Annotated in this window: 12 protein-coding genes; 3 read left to right on the forward strand and 9 right to left on the reverse strand. The window is 57.4% G+C overall.

The window, feature by feature from the left end; genetic code table 11:
- Positions 1-161: 161 nt before the first annotated feature.
- On the forward strand, positions 162-785 hold the full coding sequence (locus L8I05_RS26515) for a glycosyltransferase family 25 protein (RefSeq protein ID WP_242174551.1): 624 nt from the start codon (positions 162-164) through the stop codon (positions 783-785).
- 92 nt (positions 786-877) lie between these two features.
- Here L8I05_RS26515 and L8I05_RS26520 read toward each other — a convergent pair whose 3' ends face one another.
- From L8I05_RS26520 to L8I05_RS26530, 3 genes are all read right to left on the reverse strand, one after another.
- On the reverse strand, positions 878-1,723 hold the full coding sequence (locus L8I05_RS26520; protein WP_242174567.1) for a DNA/RNA non-specific endonuclease: 846 nt from the start codon (positions 1,721-1,723) through the stop codon (positions 878-880).
- A 157-nt stretch (positions 1,724-1,880) separates the two neighbouring features.
- The gene (locus L8I05_RS26525; protein WP_242174569.1) at positions 1,881-3,167 is read right to left on the reverse strand and encodes an MFS transporter; all 1,287 of its coding nucleotides are present in this window, start codon (positions 3,165-3,167) and stop codon (positions 1,881-1,883) included.
- A gap of 70 nt (positions 3,168-3,237) precedes the next feature.
- The gene (locus L8I05_RS26530; protein WP_242174578.1) at positions 3,238-4,623 is read right to left on the reverse strand and encodes a M20 family metallopeptidase; all 1,386 of its coding nucleotides are present in this window, start codon (positions 4,621-4,623) and stop codon (positions 3,238-3,240) included.
- A 120-nt stretch (positions 4,624-4,743) separates the two neighbouring features.
- Here L8I05_RS26530 and L8I05_RS26535 point away from each other — a divergent pair, with 120 nt between their 5' ends.
- Together L8I05_RS26535 and L8I05_RS26540 are read left to right on the forward strand one after the other, a co-directional pair.
- Positions 4,744-5,628, forward strand: a complete 885-nt coding sequence (locus L8I05_RS26535; protein WP_242174586.1) for a LysR family transcriptional regulator — start codon at positions 4,744-4,746, stop codon at positions 5,626-5,628.
- A 101-nt stretch (positions 5,629-5,729) separates the two neighbouring features.
- Complete coding sequence (locus L8I05_RS26540) at positions 5,730-6,746, forward strand: alpha/beta hydrolase (RefSeq protein ID WP_242174588.1); 1,017 nt, start codon at positions 5,730-5,732, stop codon at positions 6,744-6,746.
- A gap of 81 nt (positions 6,747-6,827) precedes the next feature.
- Here L8I05_RS26540 and L8I05_RS26545 read toward each other — a convergent pair whose 3' ends face one another.
- The 6 genes from L8I05_RS26545 to L8I05_RS26570 all read right to left on the reverse strand — a co-directional run bounded on the left by L8I05_RS26545 (position 6,828) and on the right by L8I05_RS26570 (position 16,723).
- Positions 6,828-7,994 carry a restriction endonuclease gene (locus tag L8I05_RS26545; RefSeq protein WP_242174589.1) on the reverse strand — a complete coding sequence of 389 codons (1,167 nt, stop codon included), beginning with the start codon at positions 7,992-7,994 and terminating at the stop codon, positions 6,828-6,830.
- 50 nt (positions 7,995-8,044) lie between these two features.
- Positions 8,045-9,031 (reverse strand): hypothetical protein, encoded by a 987-nt coding sequence (locus L8I05_RS26550; RefSeq protein WP_347341238.1) that lies wholly within the window; start codon positions 9,029-9,031, stop codon positions 8,045-8,047.
- Between the two features lie 75 nt (positions 9,032-9,106).
- The gene (locus L8I05_RS26555; protein WP_242174595.1) at positions 9,107-10,429 is read right to left on the reverse strand and encodes a hypothetical protein; all 1,323 of its coding nucleotides are present in this window, start codon (positions 10,427-10,429) and stop codon (positions 9,107-9,109) included.
- A 51-nt stretch (positions 10,430-10,480) separates the two neighbouring features.
- Entirely contained in the window at positions 10,481-14,122 is a 3,642-nt protein-coding gene (gene tssM, locus L8I05_RS26560) for a type VI secretion system membrane subunit TssM (RefSeq protein WP_242174597.1), read from the reverse strand.
- A 130-nt stretch (positions 14,123-14,252) separates the two neighbouring features.
- Complete coding sequence (locus L8I05_RS26565) at positions 14,253-15,296, reverse strand: PoNe immunity protein domain-containing protein (protein ID WP_242174600.1); 1,044 nt, start codon at positions 15,294-15,296, stop codon at positions 14,253-14,255.
- Positions 15,293-16,723 (reverse strand): hypothetical protein, encoded by a 1,431-nt coding sequence (locus L8I05_RS26570; RefSeq protein ID WP_242174617.1) that lies wholly within the window; start codon positions 16,721-16,723, stop codon positions 15,293-15,295. Before L8I05_RS26570 ends, L8I05_RS26565 begins: the two co-directional genes overlap by 4 nt.
- Positions 16,724-16,726: the final 3 nt, after the last annotated feature.

Here is a 16,726-nt window from a genome sequence, read left to right on the forward strand (position 1 = left end):
TCACCGTAGAGGCACAGGAAAACACCCACAAAAGTTATCGAAAGTTCTTGCGAACTTCCCTACATACGATGACCGGTTCAAAACATAGCATTGATCGCTGACCCACCTTATAAGTTTAAAAGGCAGTGATTGCTACTATGTCATCTCTCGGAACATTACACGTGGACGGTGTACTGTGCATCAGTCTTGAAGAGCGCGAAGACCGTCGCAACTTAATTCTAAGAGAATTCGCAGACTGCAATTTGAATATCGAGTTTTATAGTGCAAAACGAGATATCAACCCTGAACGCGGATGCTTTACTTCTCATCAGGCGTGTGCGGCGTTGGCGCTTGAGCGCGGGTACAAAAACGTTCTGATCCTGGAAGATGACGCCACGCTGGTAGGGGTTAAACACTCGACGGTGCAACGCATCAACCATTTTTTGTCCTCCCGGCAGCCTGAACTGTTTTACCTGGGTGTCACGCTGGGCACTATGTGGCTCACGTGGAACTTGAATATTACCCGATGCCGGGCAAAAGGCACTCACGCTTATATACTGTCCAGCTCGGGGTGCAAGAAACTGCTGACATTCAAGTACGCCGACCTGGCCATAGACAGTCTTTACTCCAAATACTTTAAAGCCTATTGCGCCTTCCCCATGATCTGCCAACAACAACCTGAAGAAATAAACCCGAGCGATATAAGTTCAGGTGCCACTGCTGACTTCTGGGAACGTAATTGGAAAAGACAATATCAGGAAGTGTTCCGAAACCTTGGAAAAACATTGATTAGAAAGGGCTTCTAGCGACAGTTGTACGCCCTTGCGACTCCCCGTCCAGGCGTCGATAGGCTTCAGCCGTCCAAGCGGATCGACGGCTGAAGCCTATTTGTCTACCGCTACTTGCAGCCGATGCGGCTCGGCAACTGGCCCTGCTTGGCCTTCAGCGCGACCTGAACCGATTGCGGCAAGTTGCTCCAGAACGTCAGCCCCGACCGTTCTTCGATCTGCTTCACCGTCACCTGATAGTCACAGAAATTCGCCCCCTTGGGCGTTTCCTGATTCATCACAAACGAGGCGTACACACCGTTTTCAGGTGAGCTGCCGACAAAGATGATTTTCCAGTAGCCACTGGGAATGGTGTGCACCTTGTTCGTCCCCGGAAGCGTGCCGACAAAACGCTCATACAGCGGCCCGGTGGTGACGTACACCTGATCGATACCTGCCTGTTTGCTCAGGTTGCGTTCCTGGTCTTCCAGGTGCGCCCAAGGCCCCTGGTTGAGATCGGACTTCTGCGGGGTGATGTTCGACAGATAATTGAGGGTGTGCCAGTCAGGAACGCCGGCCATCGACGCGAGGTTGGCCTGGTGGCCGCGGTCGACTTTGAGCGCGACATTCGCGCCGTTGTAATCCACCGGGTCAAGGGTTTCGCCAGCAGGAATGTCCGGGTCGGTCTGCCAGTCGCGTGGGCGACCGCTGGCGGGTGTGTCCTTGGTGATTTTGTACGACACCCAGTTGGCAAACTTGGTCGAGCCATTGTTGTTCAGGGTGTACGCCTGGCGGTTCAGCGTCAGCGGGCTGCCGCCGGTTGGGCAACCCACCGAGCAGTTATCGAACGGCAGTGCCTGCTGCGTCTGGGGCTGAGTATAGACAGCGGGTTCGCGGGTTCTGTCGGTTGTGGTACAGGCCGCCAAGAGCGGGATCAACAGATAGGCCAGCGGCTTTAACTTCATACGTCCTTGCATGGTGTAGCTCCTTGGGTAAATGACAACGGCAGATGCCGGGCCGACGCTTGCGGTTCCATCGCGTGTCGGCCTAAACATTAAACCACGTTAAACATTTCAAATTAACGTTCCAGCGTTTGCCGGGTTTTCAACGCCGTTCGCATAAACAAAGCCGCGATTAATTCAACTTCAGCTTACGCTTTGCCAGCAACAGCGCTGCGATGCTCAACGCGCACGCGCCGATCAAATAGAAGCTGGGGGCCAGGGGTGAACCGCTGAGGGCGATCAGCCCGGTCGCAATCACTGGCGCAAAACCACCGAATATCGTTACCGAAAGGTTGTAGCTCAGCGACATACCGGTCACGCGGGTATGCACCGGGAATACGTCCGCCATCAACGAGGCAAGCGGGGCGAAATACACCGCCTTGATCAGCGCCATCATCGACACCACCAGCAGCAGCGATGAGGTGCTGGGGGTTTTATTCAGCCAGAAGAAAGCCGGGAAAATCGCCAGGATGTACACACTGGACGCCCACAGCATGATCTTGATCCGGCTGACATACCCGGTGATAAACCCCACGATCGGCGTGACCAGCGTCAGGATCAGGCCGCCCGACAGCGTCGCCAGAAAGCCGGTGGACTGCGGGATATTCAGGGTGGTGGTGGCATACGACGGCATGTACTTGATCATGAAGTTCGACGCCGTCGAAACGATCAACACGCCCATGGCCACGATCAACAAGGTCTTTTGCGAGAACAGCACTTCGCGCAGCGGCTGCGTGCCTGGCTGGCTCTCCTTGAAGTCGGGCGATTCATCCACCGTACGGCGAATGTAGAGCCCGACCGGCAACAGCACCAGACCGAAAAAGAATGGCACGCGCCAGCCCCAATCGAACATTTGCTGGTCGCTCAGGTTGACAGTCAGGAAATAGCCGAACATCGAGGCCAGCACCACGCCGAAACCCTGGCTGGCGAACTGCAAGCTGGCGACAAAGTTGCGGATCTTTTTCGGCGCGTGTTCCATCATGAAGGCGGTCGAACTGCCGAATTCACCGCCAGCCGAGAAGCCCTGCAATAAACGCGCAGCCAAAATGCCAATGGGTGCAACGATGCCTATGGTCGCGTAGCTGGGCATGATGGCAATCATTGCGGTGCCGACGAGCATGATTGCCATGGACAAGCTCAAAGCGTTCTTGCGCCCTCGCCGGTCGGCATACGAGCCCAGTATCGCCGCGCCAAGAGGCCGGATAAGAAACGAAATACCAAAGGTCGCGAACGCAAGGAACAGCGAAACGGCGGGATCGTCGGTGGGGAAAAATACTTTGCTGATGGTCAAGGCAAAGTAGGCGTAGACCGACAGGTCGAACCATTCCAACGTGTTGCCGATCAGGGCGGCACCCAGCGGTTTCCAAATGGATTTGCCGGCGACGACCGAAGGTGCTGCGGTGCTGGTTAAGGCTGACATTCCAGACGCTCCTGGTTTTGTAAGAGTATGAGCGGCAGTGAAAAAGGGCCTTTCAAGACCCTGGCTATTATTATTCTGCGGGCTGTTGTAGCTGGCCCAGGTCCCAGAAGATCGAGGTCATGATTTCCAGGCCCTCGAGGATCACCTCACCTAACATATGCTCGTCCGGCGCATGCTGTGAGCAGCCTGGGTAAGAGTGTGGAATCCATAACGTCGGCAACCCCAGCACATCGGAAAAGATGTCGTTGGGCAGCGTACCGGCAAGGTTGGGCAGCACCGCGAGCTGGCGCGGCGAAGCCTGCGCCATTGAGGCTTTGGCGAAACGTACCCAACGGTTATCCGGGTCCAACCGCGTGGCCGGTGTGCAACGATCGATGACCACCCTCACCTGCTCGAACCCTGCGGCATCCAGGTGCTGACGCAACAGGGTCTCCAGTTGCTGCCAGTCGGTGCCGACGACAAATCGAAGTTGGCAATGTGCAATCGCCGACGGCGGGATAGCATTGACTGGCTTGCTGGGGTTGCCTGCGGTAAACGCCAGGATTTCCAGCGTGTTCCAGCCGAAAAGCCGTTCTCCCAGGGTCAACCCCGGTTCGCCCCAACTGGCGTCCAGGGTACGGCCCAGGGAGTGTTCGTCGATGTTCAAGTCGGCGATGGCGGCACGCACCGAGTCGGGAATGGATGAAGGCACCAGCGTGCGGCAGCGTATCCGCCCGTGTTGATCGACCAGGCTGGCCAGGGCGTTGCTCAAGACCACGGCGGGGTTGGCCATCACCCCGCCCCAGTTGCCCGAATGCAAGCCCTTGTCACGGGCTTTAACCTCAAGCGAAAACAGCGCCGAGCCACGGGAGCCAAGGAAGATGGTCGGGCGACGGTCGTTCAGGCGCGGGCCATCCGATGCGATGAACACATCGGCCTGCAGCAGCGCTCGATGGGTCGTGCAGACCTCGCGCAGGCCGGGCGAACCGCATTCCTCGCCCGTCTCAAAGAGGACTTTGACATTGAAGCCCAACCGCCCCTGCCGCGCCTTGATCACCTGTTCGAGTGCGGCCAGGTTGATGCTGTGCTGGCCCTTGTTATCCGCCGTGCCACGGCCGTACCAGCGGTCACCTTCGAGGGTCAGCGCCCACGGGCAAAGGCCTTCACGCCATTGCTCGTCATAACCGAGCACCACATCCCCATGCCCGTAAGTCAGCACCGTCGGCAGCTGTGCGTCCTCGTGGCGCGATGCGAACAACAATGGCCCGGCCCCGCTTGGGTTGTCGATGGCCTGGCATTCAAAGCCCATGCGCAGGAGTGCAGGCTCGATTTCTTCGTGCAGGTACCGCGTCAATTCCGCCCTCTTACCGGGGTCCTGGCTTTCGCTGCGCATGGCCACACGTCGACGTAGATCGGCTTCGAAGTGCCCCTCGGACAAGTGCCGGCGAACACCGGCGAGCGCGTTTTGCTTGGACATGACGATTTCACTACGGCTGAAGAATGCAGCCAATATAGAAGTCGAACAATCAATCTGTATATTGCCGTTTTTTGAGGTTTGGCTTCTAATTAATAGAAGCCTAAGCCAGGGATACAAAGCATGGATTATCGTTATTTTCTCGCGGTCTTTGACGCCGGCTCCCTGGCGGGTGCAGGTGAGCGCCTGCACATCGCACCCAGCGCCGTCAGCCGCCAAATCACGATTCTGGAGGACACCATCGGCGTGCCGCTGTTTGAGCGCAAGCCAAGGGGCATGCAACCCACGGCGGCAGGCCTGGCATTGGCCGGGCACGCCCGGCGCGCTTCACTGGAAGAGCAGAACCTGTTGTCGGAGTTACGTGCAGGCGATTACCCCGGCGCCAAGACCCTGCGCCTGGTATCCACGGAAGGGCTGTCGCGGTACTTCCTGCCACACGCCTTGATCGAGCATTACCGCCAGCACCCCGCCTTCCACTATGTACTCGAGGTCATGACGCCGCATGAATGTGTGGAGAAGGTCATACGCGGCGACGCGGACGTCGGCCTGACCTTCAGCACCGCGCCGATTGAGGGGGTGGACATTCAATACTCCGGCACTTCAGCCATTCGCGCGGTGATGCGGGTTGATCACCCGCTGGCCAGGCACACACAACTCGCCCTGCAAACGCTGACGCCCTTCCCCTTGGCGCTCACCCCCAAAGGCACTACACAACGGCAATTGTTCGATCTTGTCTGCCAACGGGAGGGGCTGACGTTCCAGCATGTGGTCACCTGCAACTACTCGGGCGCTATTCATGAGTTTGTCCGCCACTCGGACGCCATCGCCTTCGGCGGCGCGATCAGTCTTCGCGCCGATGAAACCGACGACTTGATCTCGGTTCCGCTGACGAACCCGCAATTTGCCGACCGCTCTGTGCAAATCCTGACCATGCCCAAGCGGGTTTTGCCGGCGTCGATTGAGTCGTTTATCCAGACACTGATCGGTTGTTTGAAAAGCGTCAGTTAATCCTGTCACAAGGCTTAAATGGGGAACAAACAACAACGCGTAACGCTCAGTAGAGTGTTGGCGCTTCGCGTTTATCAGGCCGCATAGCATGAGGCGATACTGTGTCCCCATCCAAGCTGACCTCCCGTGTCTGCAGCACACCCCGTCATACGACGCACTATGTAGAGTCGGGACCTGTCGACGGGCCATTGATGATGTTCCTGCACGGCTGGCCGGAGCTCAGTCTGATCTGGCGCGCGCAGCTAGAGGCGTTCGCCGCCAAAGGCTGGCACTGCGTGGCACCCGACATGCGCGGTTATGGTGCCTCTTCTGCGCCAGCAGCCATCAGTGCCTACACGATTGAAAATATCGTGGCCGATATGGCCGAACTTCATGACCACCTCGGTGGAGCGCCCGCCATCTGGGTGGGCCACGATTGGGGCAGCGTTGTGGCGGGTGAATTGGCCGCCCATGAACCCCAGCGCAGCCGCGGCGTCGTGCTGATTTCGGTGCCGTACTTCCCCACCACGAACGCGCTGGCGACGCTCGTCCCGCTGATTGACCGAAGGATCTATCCGGCAGACCAGTATCCGGACGGCCAGTGGGACTACTACCGCTACTACAACACGCACTTTGCGTCTGCCGTGGCGGATCTTGATGCGGATAAAGCCGCCTCACTGGCGTCGATCTATCGGCGAGGTGACCCTGCAAGCATCACCAAGGTTGCATCAAATGCCGAAGTAACACGCAAAGGCGGGCGATTTGGCCAAGCGCACAAAGCCCCACCCACCGATCCAGACCTCGCACTGTGGCCGCAGGCGGACTTCGCTGTACTGCTGCGCAGTTTCGAAGAGCAGGGTTTCCGCGCGCCCTGCGCGTGGTATTTAAACGACGACGCCAACATCGATTATGCCCAGCGAGCGCCCAATGGCGGCCGCTTGTCCTTGCCCGTACTGTTTGTGAACGGCGATTACGACCCGATGAATACCATCAATGGCAATCAGTTGGGCGATCCCATGCGCGCAGCCTGTGCAGATCTCACCGTGACGAGCCTGGCCGGCGGGCATTGGTTGCCGGTGGAGTGCAAGACGGGACTTGTCGAAGCTATAAGCACGTGGCTACGCAGTAGAAAGTTTTGATGAAGATCGAGAGCACGATTTTGCCAGTCCCTCACCTCACTTGGTCCGTCAAATGAGGTGGAGATCGGAGGCTATGGATTATTAATATTCGGCCTCTTCAGCTTGAAACATCTCAATCAGCTTCTGGTTGTAGTCATCCAAATACCGTTGAAGCCCCTCACGATCAATCAGACGCACCGCCGCCGTGCCGGCCAATTCCTTTGCGAATCGGGTGAAGTACGAGTTGGTAACAACCATTGCCTCGTCACAGCCATAGAATGCCTTGGCCGAAATCGCCTGCTGAACGGCAGAGTTACCCACTGAACCGGTATAGTTTTTCGCTTGAATGACCATGTTTTTGCCGAAGCGACTCACAAATAAATCAGCGCCTTGATCTGCTGTTTTTTTGGTTTCCTTAACGTCATAGCCAATGGTCTGGAAGATCTCGACCAGGAATGCTTCAAACTGGAAACCATCCATGCCGTCGACGAGATACATCGTAATGAAGCGATTGGGGTTGAAATGCTCAAGCTGACTTGCCAGTCGCTCAACCAAAATATCGAAGTAAATCGTTTCGCACAGGCTAAGCCCTTGTCGAAACGCCTGCATCGGCAACAATGGTGTACCGGCCGTGGACGTCGCCAACGGATTGAACTGGATACCCGAATAATCGACTTCGTTCTCCCACAGGTAGTAGTAAAACAGCGCCAGATCCGCTCGAAATGTGGTGCCTGCCTCTTCAATCCATGACCTCAAGGTATCGGAGAGAGTGGCTTTGATATGACGGGTAAGCTCTCTGGAAAAACCTGAATAAGCCGAGTTGAACGCCGTCGTCAGCAGCAGTTTATCCAGAAGCGATGGTAGCTCTTCCAGTTCATCGAAGCCTTTGCGAATCAACACTTCACGGAACAACTCCCGCTCCGTATAAGCGCCGTCCATCCTAGGTCCTGGCACGCCAGCATCATCGCGACCGCTCGCCCCCTCACGCGTGGTGTGAATGAAGTTGGTGAAATAAGGCTGCTTTAGTTCCGAGTATTTACGAAGCACGTTGTTCAACAGGTCATTGAGCTGTGCCTGCTCCTTTTTCTTGCCCAGAAAATCCTTCAAAAGACCTTTTGATCGGTATTGAAAGTCCGGGTAGAAAGAGGGATCGAGAGGCGTTAAATGACGCGCACTCAACTCGGATGATGGCGAGAGTTCAGAACCCGTACACCACGGACAGGCAGTTTCGAACGTGGTCCTGTTGCAGGCGTTGCACTGATAAATCATTGGCGTTTCGTCCCGAACAAATTTTTCATGCTGACTGGTGGCCCGACGACTCAGGCATTAAAAGCAAACCGCGCCGCATCAACTGCGTTAACCGGTTGGAAGCCTGCGGTCTTCTTGAAGCTCATGTTATGAACGAAATTTTTCATTGCATCAGACGGGTCGATAGCGTCGAGGTTGAGAGAATCCACAGTCGAACGTGAGAACGCCACGCTGAGGATCGGCAGCTCTTCCAGGTGCCCTGTTGAACTGTTGAGCACTTTATCGATGGCAGTGACGATTACGATGTCATCCGGCAGAAGGGCGAGCAATTCTCGCCCCACGCGCAATGCACAGCTGCAAACATAGTCCTGATGAAGATCATTAAAACGCCCTACCGGCATTGCTTTAGTCGAAAGCTTGCCGCTTTTGAGCAGGGACTTGATCTCACTCGGAATGACATGTGAGCCATGAATCGAAAGCCGTGTTTCGATGATGCCACTTTCATGCACGATCATTTGAATGGCCGATCCCAGATGAGCGATTTCCGCGAAAGGCTCAAACGCTTCGATAGCATCGAGCTTGGCCCGACGATCACCGTCCAGAATCCGTTGAGCCAGGTCTCGCTCCTCTTTCCAGTCAGTATGATTCGCCTCCCACTCTTTCACCTCTGCCTGATAGCGGGCCAAATCTTGGCGCCGGGCGTCCTCAAGGTTCAATGAGAGCGCTGCCCGCTGGCGGACCTCCAGCTTGAACATTCGACTCCAGAAATTAGGTCGGTAACTTGAAAGTGCGTGAGTTGCGGACTGTTCAAGCAAGTCGCTTTTCTGTGGAGCATTGGGCTCAGCCTTGGAGATCAACTGCCTCCAATTGACACCGTCCCCACATTCCTTGTGCATGGATAGAAGCACATCAAGATGGTTTTCGTAGACATCCACTTCGTATGCAGCTTGTTCAAGTGCCTCCATGCGAGCGTACTCTTTGCTTTGACGCTCCAGTTCACGCTGACGCCGGTGAGCATTGCGCTCTGATCGTCTTGCTGACGCCTGCAGCGAACGCACAGTTCCCTTCCATCCCATTTCTCAACTCTCCCTAGTCATGATGCAGAACGTGATGGCACTAATACCATCCAGTACTCACAATCGCAAAGCACTACCAATTTCCTCCACCGCAGAACCAACGTCATGACCCGCACGGATCAGTTCCGCAAACCGAAGCATAACGGTGGAACCAACGTCATGCGCCAGCGCGATAGTCATCAGCTCTCGCACCGGCTCTTGAAGCTCGGCTTCCACAGTGGGTGAACATGTCTGCCCGGTGAGCCAGGTAACAAGGGACGAGACCGTACGGCCTGATGTAGTTTCATCAACACCCAAAATCTCGCTCAACACCATCCCCAATGTACCTGCGGGATGCTGCTCCGGACGGCTCCACGCTTTGAGTTCAATCGACTCTCGCTGGACCTTCTCCAAGTTCCGCCGAATCTTTCCAGGAATGGTCGCAGCCGCTTTCCAGCGGTTGTAGTACTCGCGATTCGCCAGACTGGCAGCGTCTCTGACGACCTTCCAGACTACCGACCAGAGCTGCGAGACACTGTAGGATTTGAGTGCCGAACGCACCGTGCTTTTGATTTCCTCCAGCTCTTGTTCGGACAGTTCATGGTTGTAGAGCTGGCACTGAGCTTCCAAATAGCGCATCACATCAGCGACCGAGTAATCGAGCCACAGACTAAAGAGCCCTTCGGCATCGGTGTACACCCTATCGAGCAGGCTCCGGATGACCTCGTCCGCTCTTCTTGATTCGGCATCTGGTGCCAAACGATAAACCACTTGTTCCCGCAACATCCAAATATCATCACCTTCCCAGTAGTAGGTGCCCGGTCTTGCTTTACTGGGATCATCAAGAACCAATCCAGCTTCACGCAACTGCTGCATAAAGTCGCCGACGTACCGAGGCGCAATCCCTCGGCAGTCACCTATGGTGAAGCCGGCATTGGTCAGCCTCGGCGTAACGGCCCTGTCTAATGCCAACAGCAGGAGCACGTGCCTATCCGCAATAGCGGAGTAGTCCACAGTTCGCGCTGACTGGTTGCGGGCATATTCTGTCAACTGCCGCTCAAGCTCCGCGGCCTTCGCTTTTTGAGCTTCCAACGCAATAGCATCTTGGTCTTTCTGACACAACGTACAAAGCTTGATGGATGGCTGAAGGACCTTTTTAGCCTGTGAGCGATTCTTGATTTCAACCAGTCCTGCGCATTCCGGACACACCTGATTTTCATCGAACGCATTGCAACGTTGCCGAATGAAACTGGCAAGCGTAACGCCCTGAGCCATTTCGACTATGCCCTCTAGAGCACTCACTTTTTCGAGGTATTGCCCTGATTCATCAACGGCCCAATAACGCTCAATCAACTCAATTTCTTTGGGGTCTTCAGTCAACATTTGTAGCTTGATGGCCATGTAAACGATCCTGTTTCACTTGTAATTACTTCGTATCCAGCACTCGCTGACTTATTCGCGCTCATCGCTGAACACTGTTGCGGCGACACCCTCAACTTTGTTTGGGGTCTTCTTTGATCGCCGTTCCTCCAACAACGTCCTAGGCAACACAAACCCTTCGAAACTTCGCTGGGTAATCGGGTTGTTGGCCTTCTCTGCACCAATGCGATAACGCATCAGCCCATCGGCAATGGCAAAGGTCAGGTCCACGCTGGTGTCGGTCCTGCCATTGAGATGCCCACGGCTAAGCAGCCGGAACAACGACCATGGCCCGCGATAGCTCATGCTTGCGGTGTTGCCGGTGCTGTGCACCAGCGTGAGCTGGCTGCCATTGGTGTTGCCCAGGCTGTTGGGCCATACCAGCCCCGTGCGTTGCGGTGCGCCGTGCTGGTAGGGGATCAATTGACCGTCGACGCTGAGCATACTGCTCAGGCGGGTGGCGCTGAGGGCCAGGGGTTCGATGGTGAGTTGCACGGCCAGGTGGCCGCGATGGTTGAAGAAGGTGTCGCGGATGCGCTCGACTTTTTTCAGTTGTTCGAGCACGTCGCCGCGCACCAGGTAGCCGCCGAGGCTGTCGGAGTACAGGGCGTCGAGGTTGTCCTTGAGGAACACGTTCAGGTATTGATCGTGGAACTGCTGCAGGCGCCCCTGCGGGCCGAAGAAGGCTTCGAAGTCCTCCAGCGAGGCGTCCTCGCCGTTGGCCTTGAACGGGTAGCGGCCTGCCAGGCGGTCGCGGTAGAAGCTGTAGATTTCACTGTCCCAACGCTTTTCCAGTTCGCGTAGGGCGGCAATCACCAGTACCTGCGAGGTCTGGTCGGCAAGTTTTTTGACCTGCTGGTTCAGTGGCTCGGGCAGGCCCACGGCGACGCGTTGCAGGTTAGCGATCGGGTCGGCACCGTCCAGGGAGAAGCGGTTGAGTACGGTTTTCAGCGCCGCCTTGCCGGGGTCGGGATTGTCGTGCACGGCTTTGGCGTAGTCGTAGACGGCGCTGACCGAACGCAGGGTTTCTTCGTAATAGGACGGCTGCTCGCCTCGCGCAGTGATCAGTTCCGCCAAGCTGGAGAACGCGCGTCGGATGCCAGCGGCTTGTTGCTGACCGTCCGATACCTTGTCCAGCGAGAGCGGCGCTTGCCCTTCGGCCAGGGGCACCGACGGGTAGATCACGCTGTTGTCGCGCAGGGTCTCCAGCAGGCGCCGCAGGGGGGCGGCCGGGCCGGTGACTTGTTCCAGGACCGCCACGCCGTGGCTGAGGTCGTCGAAGTCGGTGACCGCGAACTGATTCAGTACCCGGCGCCAGCTGTCCACGTAATCGGCGCTGTAGAGGGCGCGGATCCGTTGGGTCAGCACTTTGCGGTCTTCTTCGGAGTAGTCCAAACGTTGGCGTTCGCCGAGCACCCACTGGTCGATCATGGCCAGTTCGATGATGCCCTCGGTGCCGGGCTCGAAGTAGTCCTTGAAGCCCTTGGCGGTAAGCAGCGGAGCCAGCAGCAAGCCGCTGCCGTCTTGATCGGTGTTCAGCGGACGGTAGACGATATCGAACGCCGGACCAACCTCGTTGCGCAGGTCCAGCGGGCGGTGCAATCGCTCCAGAGCATCCTGTTTGAGGCTCATGTAGACCCGTTCGGCCATGGGCAACTGGCGCAATTGCTGTTGCACCTGGGCAATGCGCTCTCGGTAGTGCGGCAGGTCGGCGTCGGCGTATTTCAGCGCGTAGCCCAGGTGCCCCATCAAGTCGGCCTGTAACTGGCCCTGGCCCGGATAGGCGCGCTGCCACTGTTTGGCAACCCACTCCTCGACGATGGCCGGGCGGCGGTTTTGGCGTTCTTCGAGCATGCGGTACACGCGCAGGGCCGCCAGTTGCTGATTGCTGCCAGCGGGCGCGGTGTTGATTGCATCCAACACACCGCTGGCAATCGCCGGCAGGAAGCGTTTGGACAGCAGATTCAGATAGGCCTCATCCACCGTCGGGCCAATCGCCCTGCCCTGGTACAGCCCCATATCCGACAGCAACGGCCACGCCTCGCGGTAGTCGCCGTACACCAGCACCGCATCACGAATCTGGTCCAGCGGCACCAGCAGGTTGCGACCGGTGGTGTCGACCCTGGCGTCGATGTCCCGCCCACTGAAGTCCTGGCTCTTGGCCAAGACGCTGGCTGCCTTGTCGCGGTTGATATTGAAGTAAAACTGCCAGGTTCCGATGACCACCAGAACGCCCAAGGACGCGACACTGAACCCGGCGATCAGCAGCCGCCGTTTGTTGCGGGCGACCTTGATGTTGTCGCCCGCCAGGCCCGCTTCGGGGTAGATCACCCGCTGGAACAGTTGCTGGGCAAAGTAGATCGCCGTGCCACCGGCAGGTTTGACCTCGGGGGGCGGCGGTGGCAGTTGATACGCCTGCCCCGCTTCTTTGACGAAGGCATTGCTCAAGGTGCCCTGCTGCAACACCGAGGAGAAATACAGCCCACGCACCAGCGCCGGGGTGGTGAAACGATCACTGCCGAGCATTTCACTCAGGAAGCCGAACAGTGCCGGGCGTAGGCCCGCCATCTGATGCACCAGCGCCTGCAAGCGATCGCGCTCGGTCAATGTACGCGAGTCACCGGCGCCGTCGAAAATTTGTTCGCTCAGGCAAGCGACAAAAGTTTGGTATTGGCGGGTCAGTTCCGCCAACCAGGCGTCGAAATCATCCACCGCGTCCAGGCTGAAGGTGAAGCCCAACAGGTCTTCGCGCCCACTGCGCGACAACCGGGCGAAGAACTCTTCGAAGCCTTCCAACAGGTCGAACTTGCTCAGCGTCACGTACACCGGCAGGCGCGTGCCCAATTGCCGCGTCAGCTCAAACAGCCGGGTACGCAACAGGTTGGCGTGGGCCTTGCGTTGTTCGGGACGTTGCGCCAACAGCGCCTGCACATCGACCACCAACACAACCCCATTGAGTGCCCGACGACTGCGGTTGCGCGCCAGCCAGTCGAGCAGGTGTCGCCATAGACGCGGGTGGGTGCCAGGGGGCAATACCGGTTTGATCTTGCCCTGCTGCTCGGTGTTATCAGCCGTTGGCTCCGGGTGACTGAGGAACTCACCTGGCGGGTCGATCAACACCGCCTCATCACCGATCCACCAATCCACCGGATAGGCCAATTGCTCTTCCTGATGCGCCCTGACCCCGGCCTTGGTCACATGGGACAAGGCAAAGCTCTGGTTGGAGCGCGTGATCAGGCTGGTCTTGCCGGCATTTTCCTCACCCAGCACCAGATACCACGGCAGTTGATAGAGCGAACGGCGGCGCTCCATGTTGTTCAGCAAGTTGCCCAGGCTGCGGTCCAGTGCTCGCTCCTGCGCATCGATATAAGGCAGGCACGGATCGGCCTGCACCGCAGCCTCATGTTGGCGTTCATGCTGCAGGCGGTGATAACGATTACGCACCCGCCATGCCCAGATCAGCAGCGGCACCACCAGCACCACGACAGTGGCCGAGATGCGCATCGCCAACTCACTCAACGGCTGATGCTCACGCCAGGTCCACTGCGGGCCCAGCCACCAGATGGCGATCAATAAAAACACCACGCCCAACAGCACCAGTACGGGCACCGCCTGGTTGAACTGACGCAGTACCGGCAGGCCCCAGCGTTTGAGGTAACTCCAGACCATCCCCATAAATCGCTCCTAATATGTTTCGCTGTTCATTGGCCCACTGCCAGATCCTGAATTCCAAACGGGATCGCCTTGGCGCCAACCACGCTGTCGCTTGACGAAATATCCATCGGAAATGAACCGGCGCATGGCTTCAACCTTCCTGCCGCTGATCGAGTGCCCAGCGCCATACGGTAATTCCACGCGCCATGCCGCTGGCGATGTCCGGAAAAAGCTCTCCGGCCTCGAAACGCCTTAGGGAGTCGTGGCTGGCATCGCTCCACCACCAGCCGCTTTGCGGGCAGGCCTGGCCGGAGTGCAGAACGGACTCAATGGGCGGTGGTGGGTATTGGCGGGCGTAGTCGACCCAATCTTTTGGGTAAAACTGCATATCGTGGTAGCTGCTGTCGTCGATGCGGAGCAACCAAGTGACTGCGGCGGCTTCCCAGGACCAGTAGCCGTAATGGGTATAACCGCCCTCTTCGTGCTGATCGATATAGGGTTCGCGGCGGCTGGCGTGGTACCACTCGTCCAGGTAGGCCTGCATCAGTTCCGGACGCTTGGCCGGAGCAACGTTGAACACCTTGAGCAGTTTTCGGTACGGCAGGTGCCGTGTACAGCTATCCGGTGGCAAACCGCGATCCGGTACAAACAGCCGTACCAAACGTTCCAGCAAACCGTCGCGCACGCCCATTAGTTCATTGGCGTAGTCGAGAAACACCATGACCCTTGGCATCGTGTGTGCGTAACCACTGAGCAGGCCGAAGCAAGTCAGGCGCAAGGCCACAATCCAGTATTCTTCGGTACGCAAGGCGGCATGCGGAGCCATGTAGTTTCCCGCCTCGGGCGACTGGTCGAACAGTGCATCGAAGTGACCATATTCTTCTGCCCATTCCAGTGCGTAAGGCCAGACCTCGGCTAGTTGCTCCACAGGGGCTCTAGCGGAATACTGTAGATTGATCCAGTCGAGTGTGTCCCAGAGCCGTTGATTGGTAGAAAACATCAAGCCACTGGTGTTGGCGCTCGTTATGTGATCGGGCAAGTCCGTAGTAATCATGTGCATACGGCCCATGAAGTCATCAAAACGCTCAGGATAATTTTTATAGAGCACATAACGCTCGCGACGCGTTTCAAAATTGACCTCACTGATTTTCCAACTCAACCAACGTGCCCAATCAGGAGGAGGAAGACGCTTCATACATTCACCCACTTGATTAACATTTGTGTAGGCAGCACAAATTCAGTGCCGATTTGATGTGACACTGCGGCTTTGCAGCATCTAGGTATGACTGGACCTTTGGCTCGCTCGTGCAGGTTATGGTTGGGGCCGACCACGGTGATCAAACTGCGGTCGTAAGGGCACTTCACCAGTCGGCGAGTGGCTTCACCGTTTTCGAGACGGGTTTCGGCTCTCATTTTGAACGCCATACCCTTCCACGCTTCAATCTGGCGACCCAAAATTAACTTGTGCTGCTCAACCAACTGAGCATCCCTGATCTTCGCCGCAATCCACTTATGACTCAGCTGCCGCCCATCCCCCACCGTGGGCTTATTCACCGCACGCTCCACCCGCTTTTCATCCTCCATCCCCAGGTACGCATCAATCCCGTACTCCAGCCCCGCAAACACCGCCCTCGCCGTTTCCAGTTTGTGAAACGCACCTCCCGTGCCCTTCGTGTCGCTGATGCGGTAGCTCAACGGCAAGCCACCGCCATGCCACACATGGTCAATACCTCGATGCCCTGGCTGACTCATTTCATACAGTTTGCCGCGATGATTGACCTTGGCCCGGCGGCGCTGGCGTTTGACGAAGTAGTAGTCGGCGATGTGCTCGCCCGACACGCTGATCTGATGAGATGTTTTGCTGGAACGTTCGCTCTGACGTTGCTGGGCAGTGACCCGCCCCTGAGCAGGTAATTGAGTGCCTGCCGTGGGCGTCGCCACATTGCCGCTGGCTTGACTGTTCGGCGCAGGCGCTTTAACCCCTCCGGGCGCCGCCGGTGTGTGCGCCGTGGTGTTGGGCAATGGATCAGCCAGGGCTTTTTGGTGAGCGCGCTTGAGGGTGTTCATTGCGTCGGTGATCTGACGCTGAGCCATATCTTGAAGCTGACGCAACTGTTCGATCAAACGCTGAACGCCTTTGCGCCCCAACGCCCAAGTCGACAGGCTGCGGCTGAGCATGGTGATTAGCCCGGACAGGATTGCGTCGATGTTCTGGATGATTTCGGCGGTGTAGCGCGCCCAGTCCAGCTGGCGAAACCACGTCTCTATATCGCCGCGCACGTGGCGCGGCAAACTGTCGAGAATGCGCCCCATGGGTTTGCCGTGACGCAGCATGTTGAACACGTTTTTCAGTGCATCGCCGAACCCCGGCACCAGGGCGACCAGCGATAACACCAAGTCCAGCCAGTGTTGGCCGCTGTCAGGAGTGCGTGAGAGCTGATAAAGACAACGCAGGATGTTGTACGCATCGACGGCCTGCCCCACAAATGGAATCAGGCCCAGAACGGTGCTAACCATCATCTGTGCCAGTGACGCACCACGCCCTTCGACAACCTCTTCGACCCAGTTGAGGATCTGCAAGAAGGTGTCGTCTTCAAGGCGGGAAGCGGCTGGATGGCTCATGGC

Source organism: Pseudomonas sp. MONT-RG-20F-20-E-7-02 (genome assembly GCF_022662395.1).
Classification (GTDB): domain Bacteria; phylum Pseudomonadota; class Gammaproteobacteria; order Pseudomonadales; family Pseudomonadaceae; genus Aquipseudomonas.

Bases quoted from the DNA above. Each gene is read 5' to 3' on its own strand.
- L8I05_RS26555 (WP_242174595.1), bottom strand. From the start codon at position 10,429: ATGGCCATCAAGCTACAAATGTTGACTGAAGACCCCAAAGAAATTGAG.
- L8I05_RS26570 (WP_242174617.1), bottom strand. From the start codon at position 16,723: ATGAGCCATCCAGCCGCTTCCCGCCTTGAAGACGACACCTTCTTGCAG.
- L8I05_RS26525 (WP_242174569.1), bottom strand. From the start codon at position 3,167: ATGTCAGCCTTAACCAGCACCGCAGCACCTTCGGTCGTCGCCGGCAAA.
- L8I05_RS26535 (WP_242174586.1), top strand. From the start codon at position 4,744: ATGGATTATCGTTATTTTCTCGCGGTCTTTGACGCCGGCTCCCTGGCG.
- L8I05_RS26565 (WP_242174600.1), bottom strand. From the start codon at position 15,296: ATGAAGCGTCTTCCTCCTCCTGATTGGGCACGTTGGTTGAGTTGGAAA.
- L8I05_RS26520 (WP_242174567.1), bottom strand. From the start codon at position 1,723: ATGCAAGGACGTATGAAGTTAAAGCCGCTGGCCTATCTGTTGATCCCG.
- L8I05_RS26530 (WP_242174578.1), bottom strand. From the start codon at position 4,623: ATGTCCAAGCAAAACGCGCTCGCCGGTGTTCGCCGGCACTTGTCCGAG.
- L8I05_RS26545 (WP_242174589.1), bottom strand. From the start codon at position 7,994: ATGATTTATCAGTGCAACGCCTGCAACAGGACCACGTTCGAAACTGCC.
- tssM (WP_242174597.1), bottom strand. From the start codon at position 14,122: ATGGGGATGGTCTGGAGTTACCTCAAACGCTGGGGCCTGCCGGTACTG.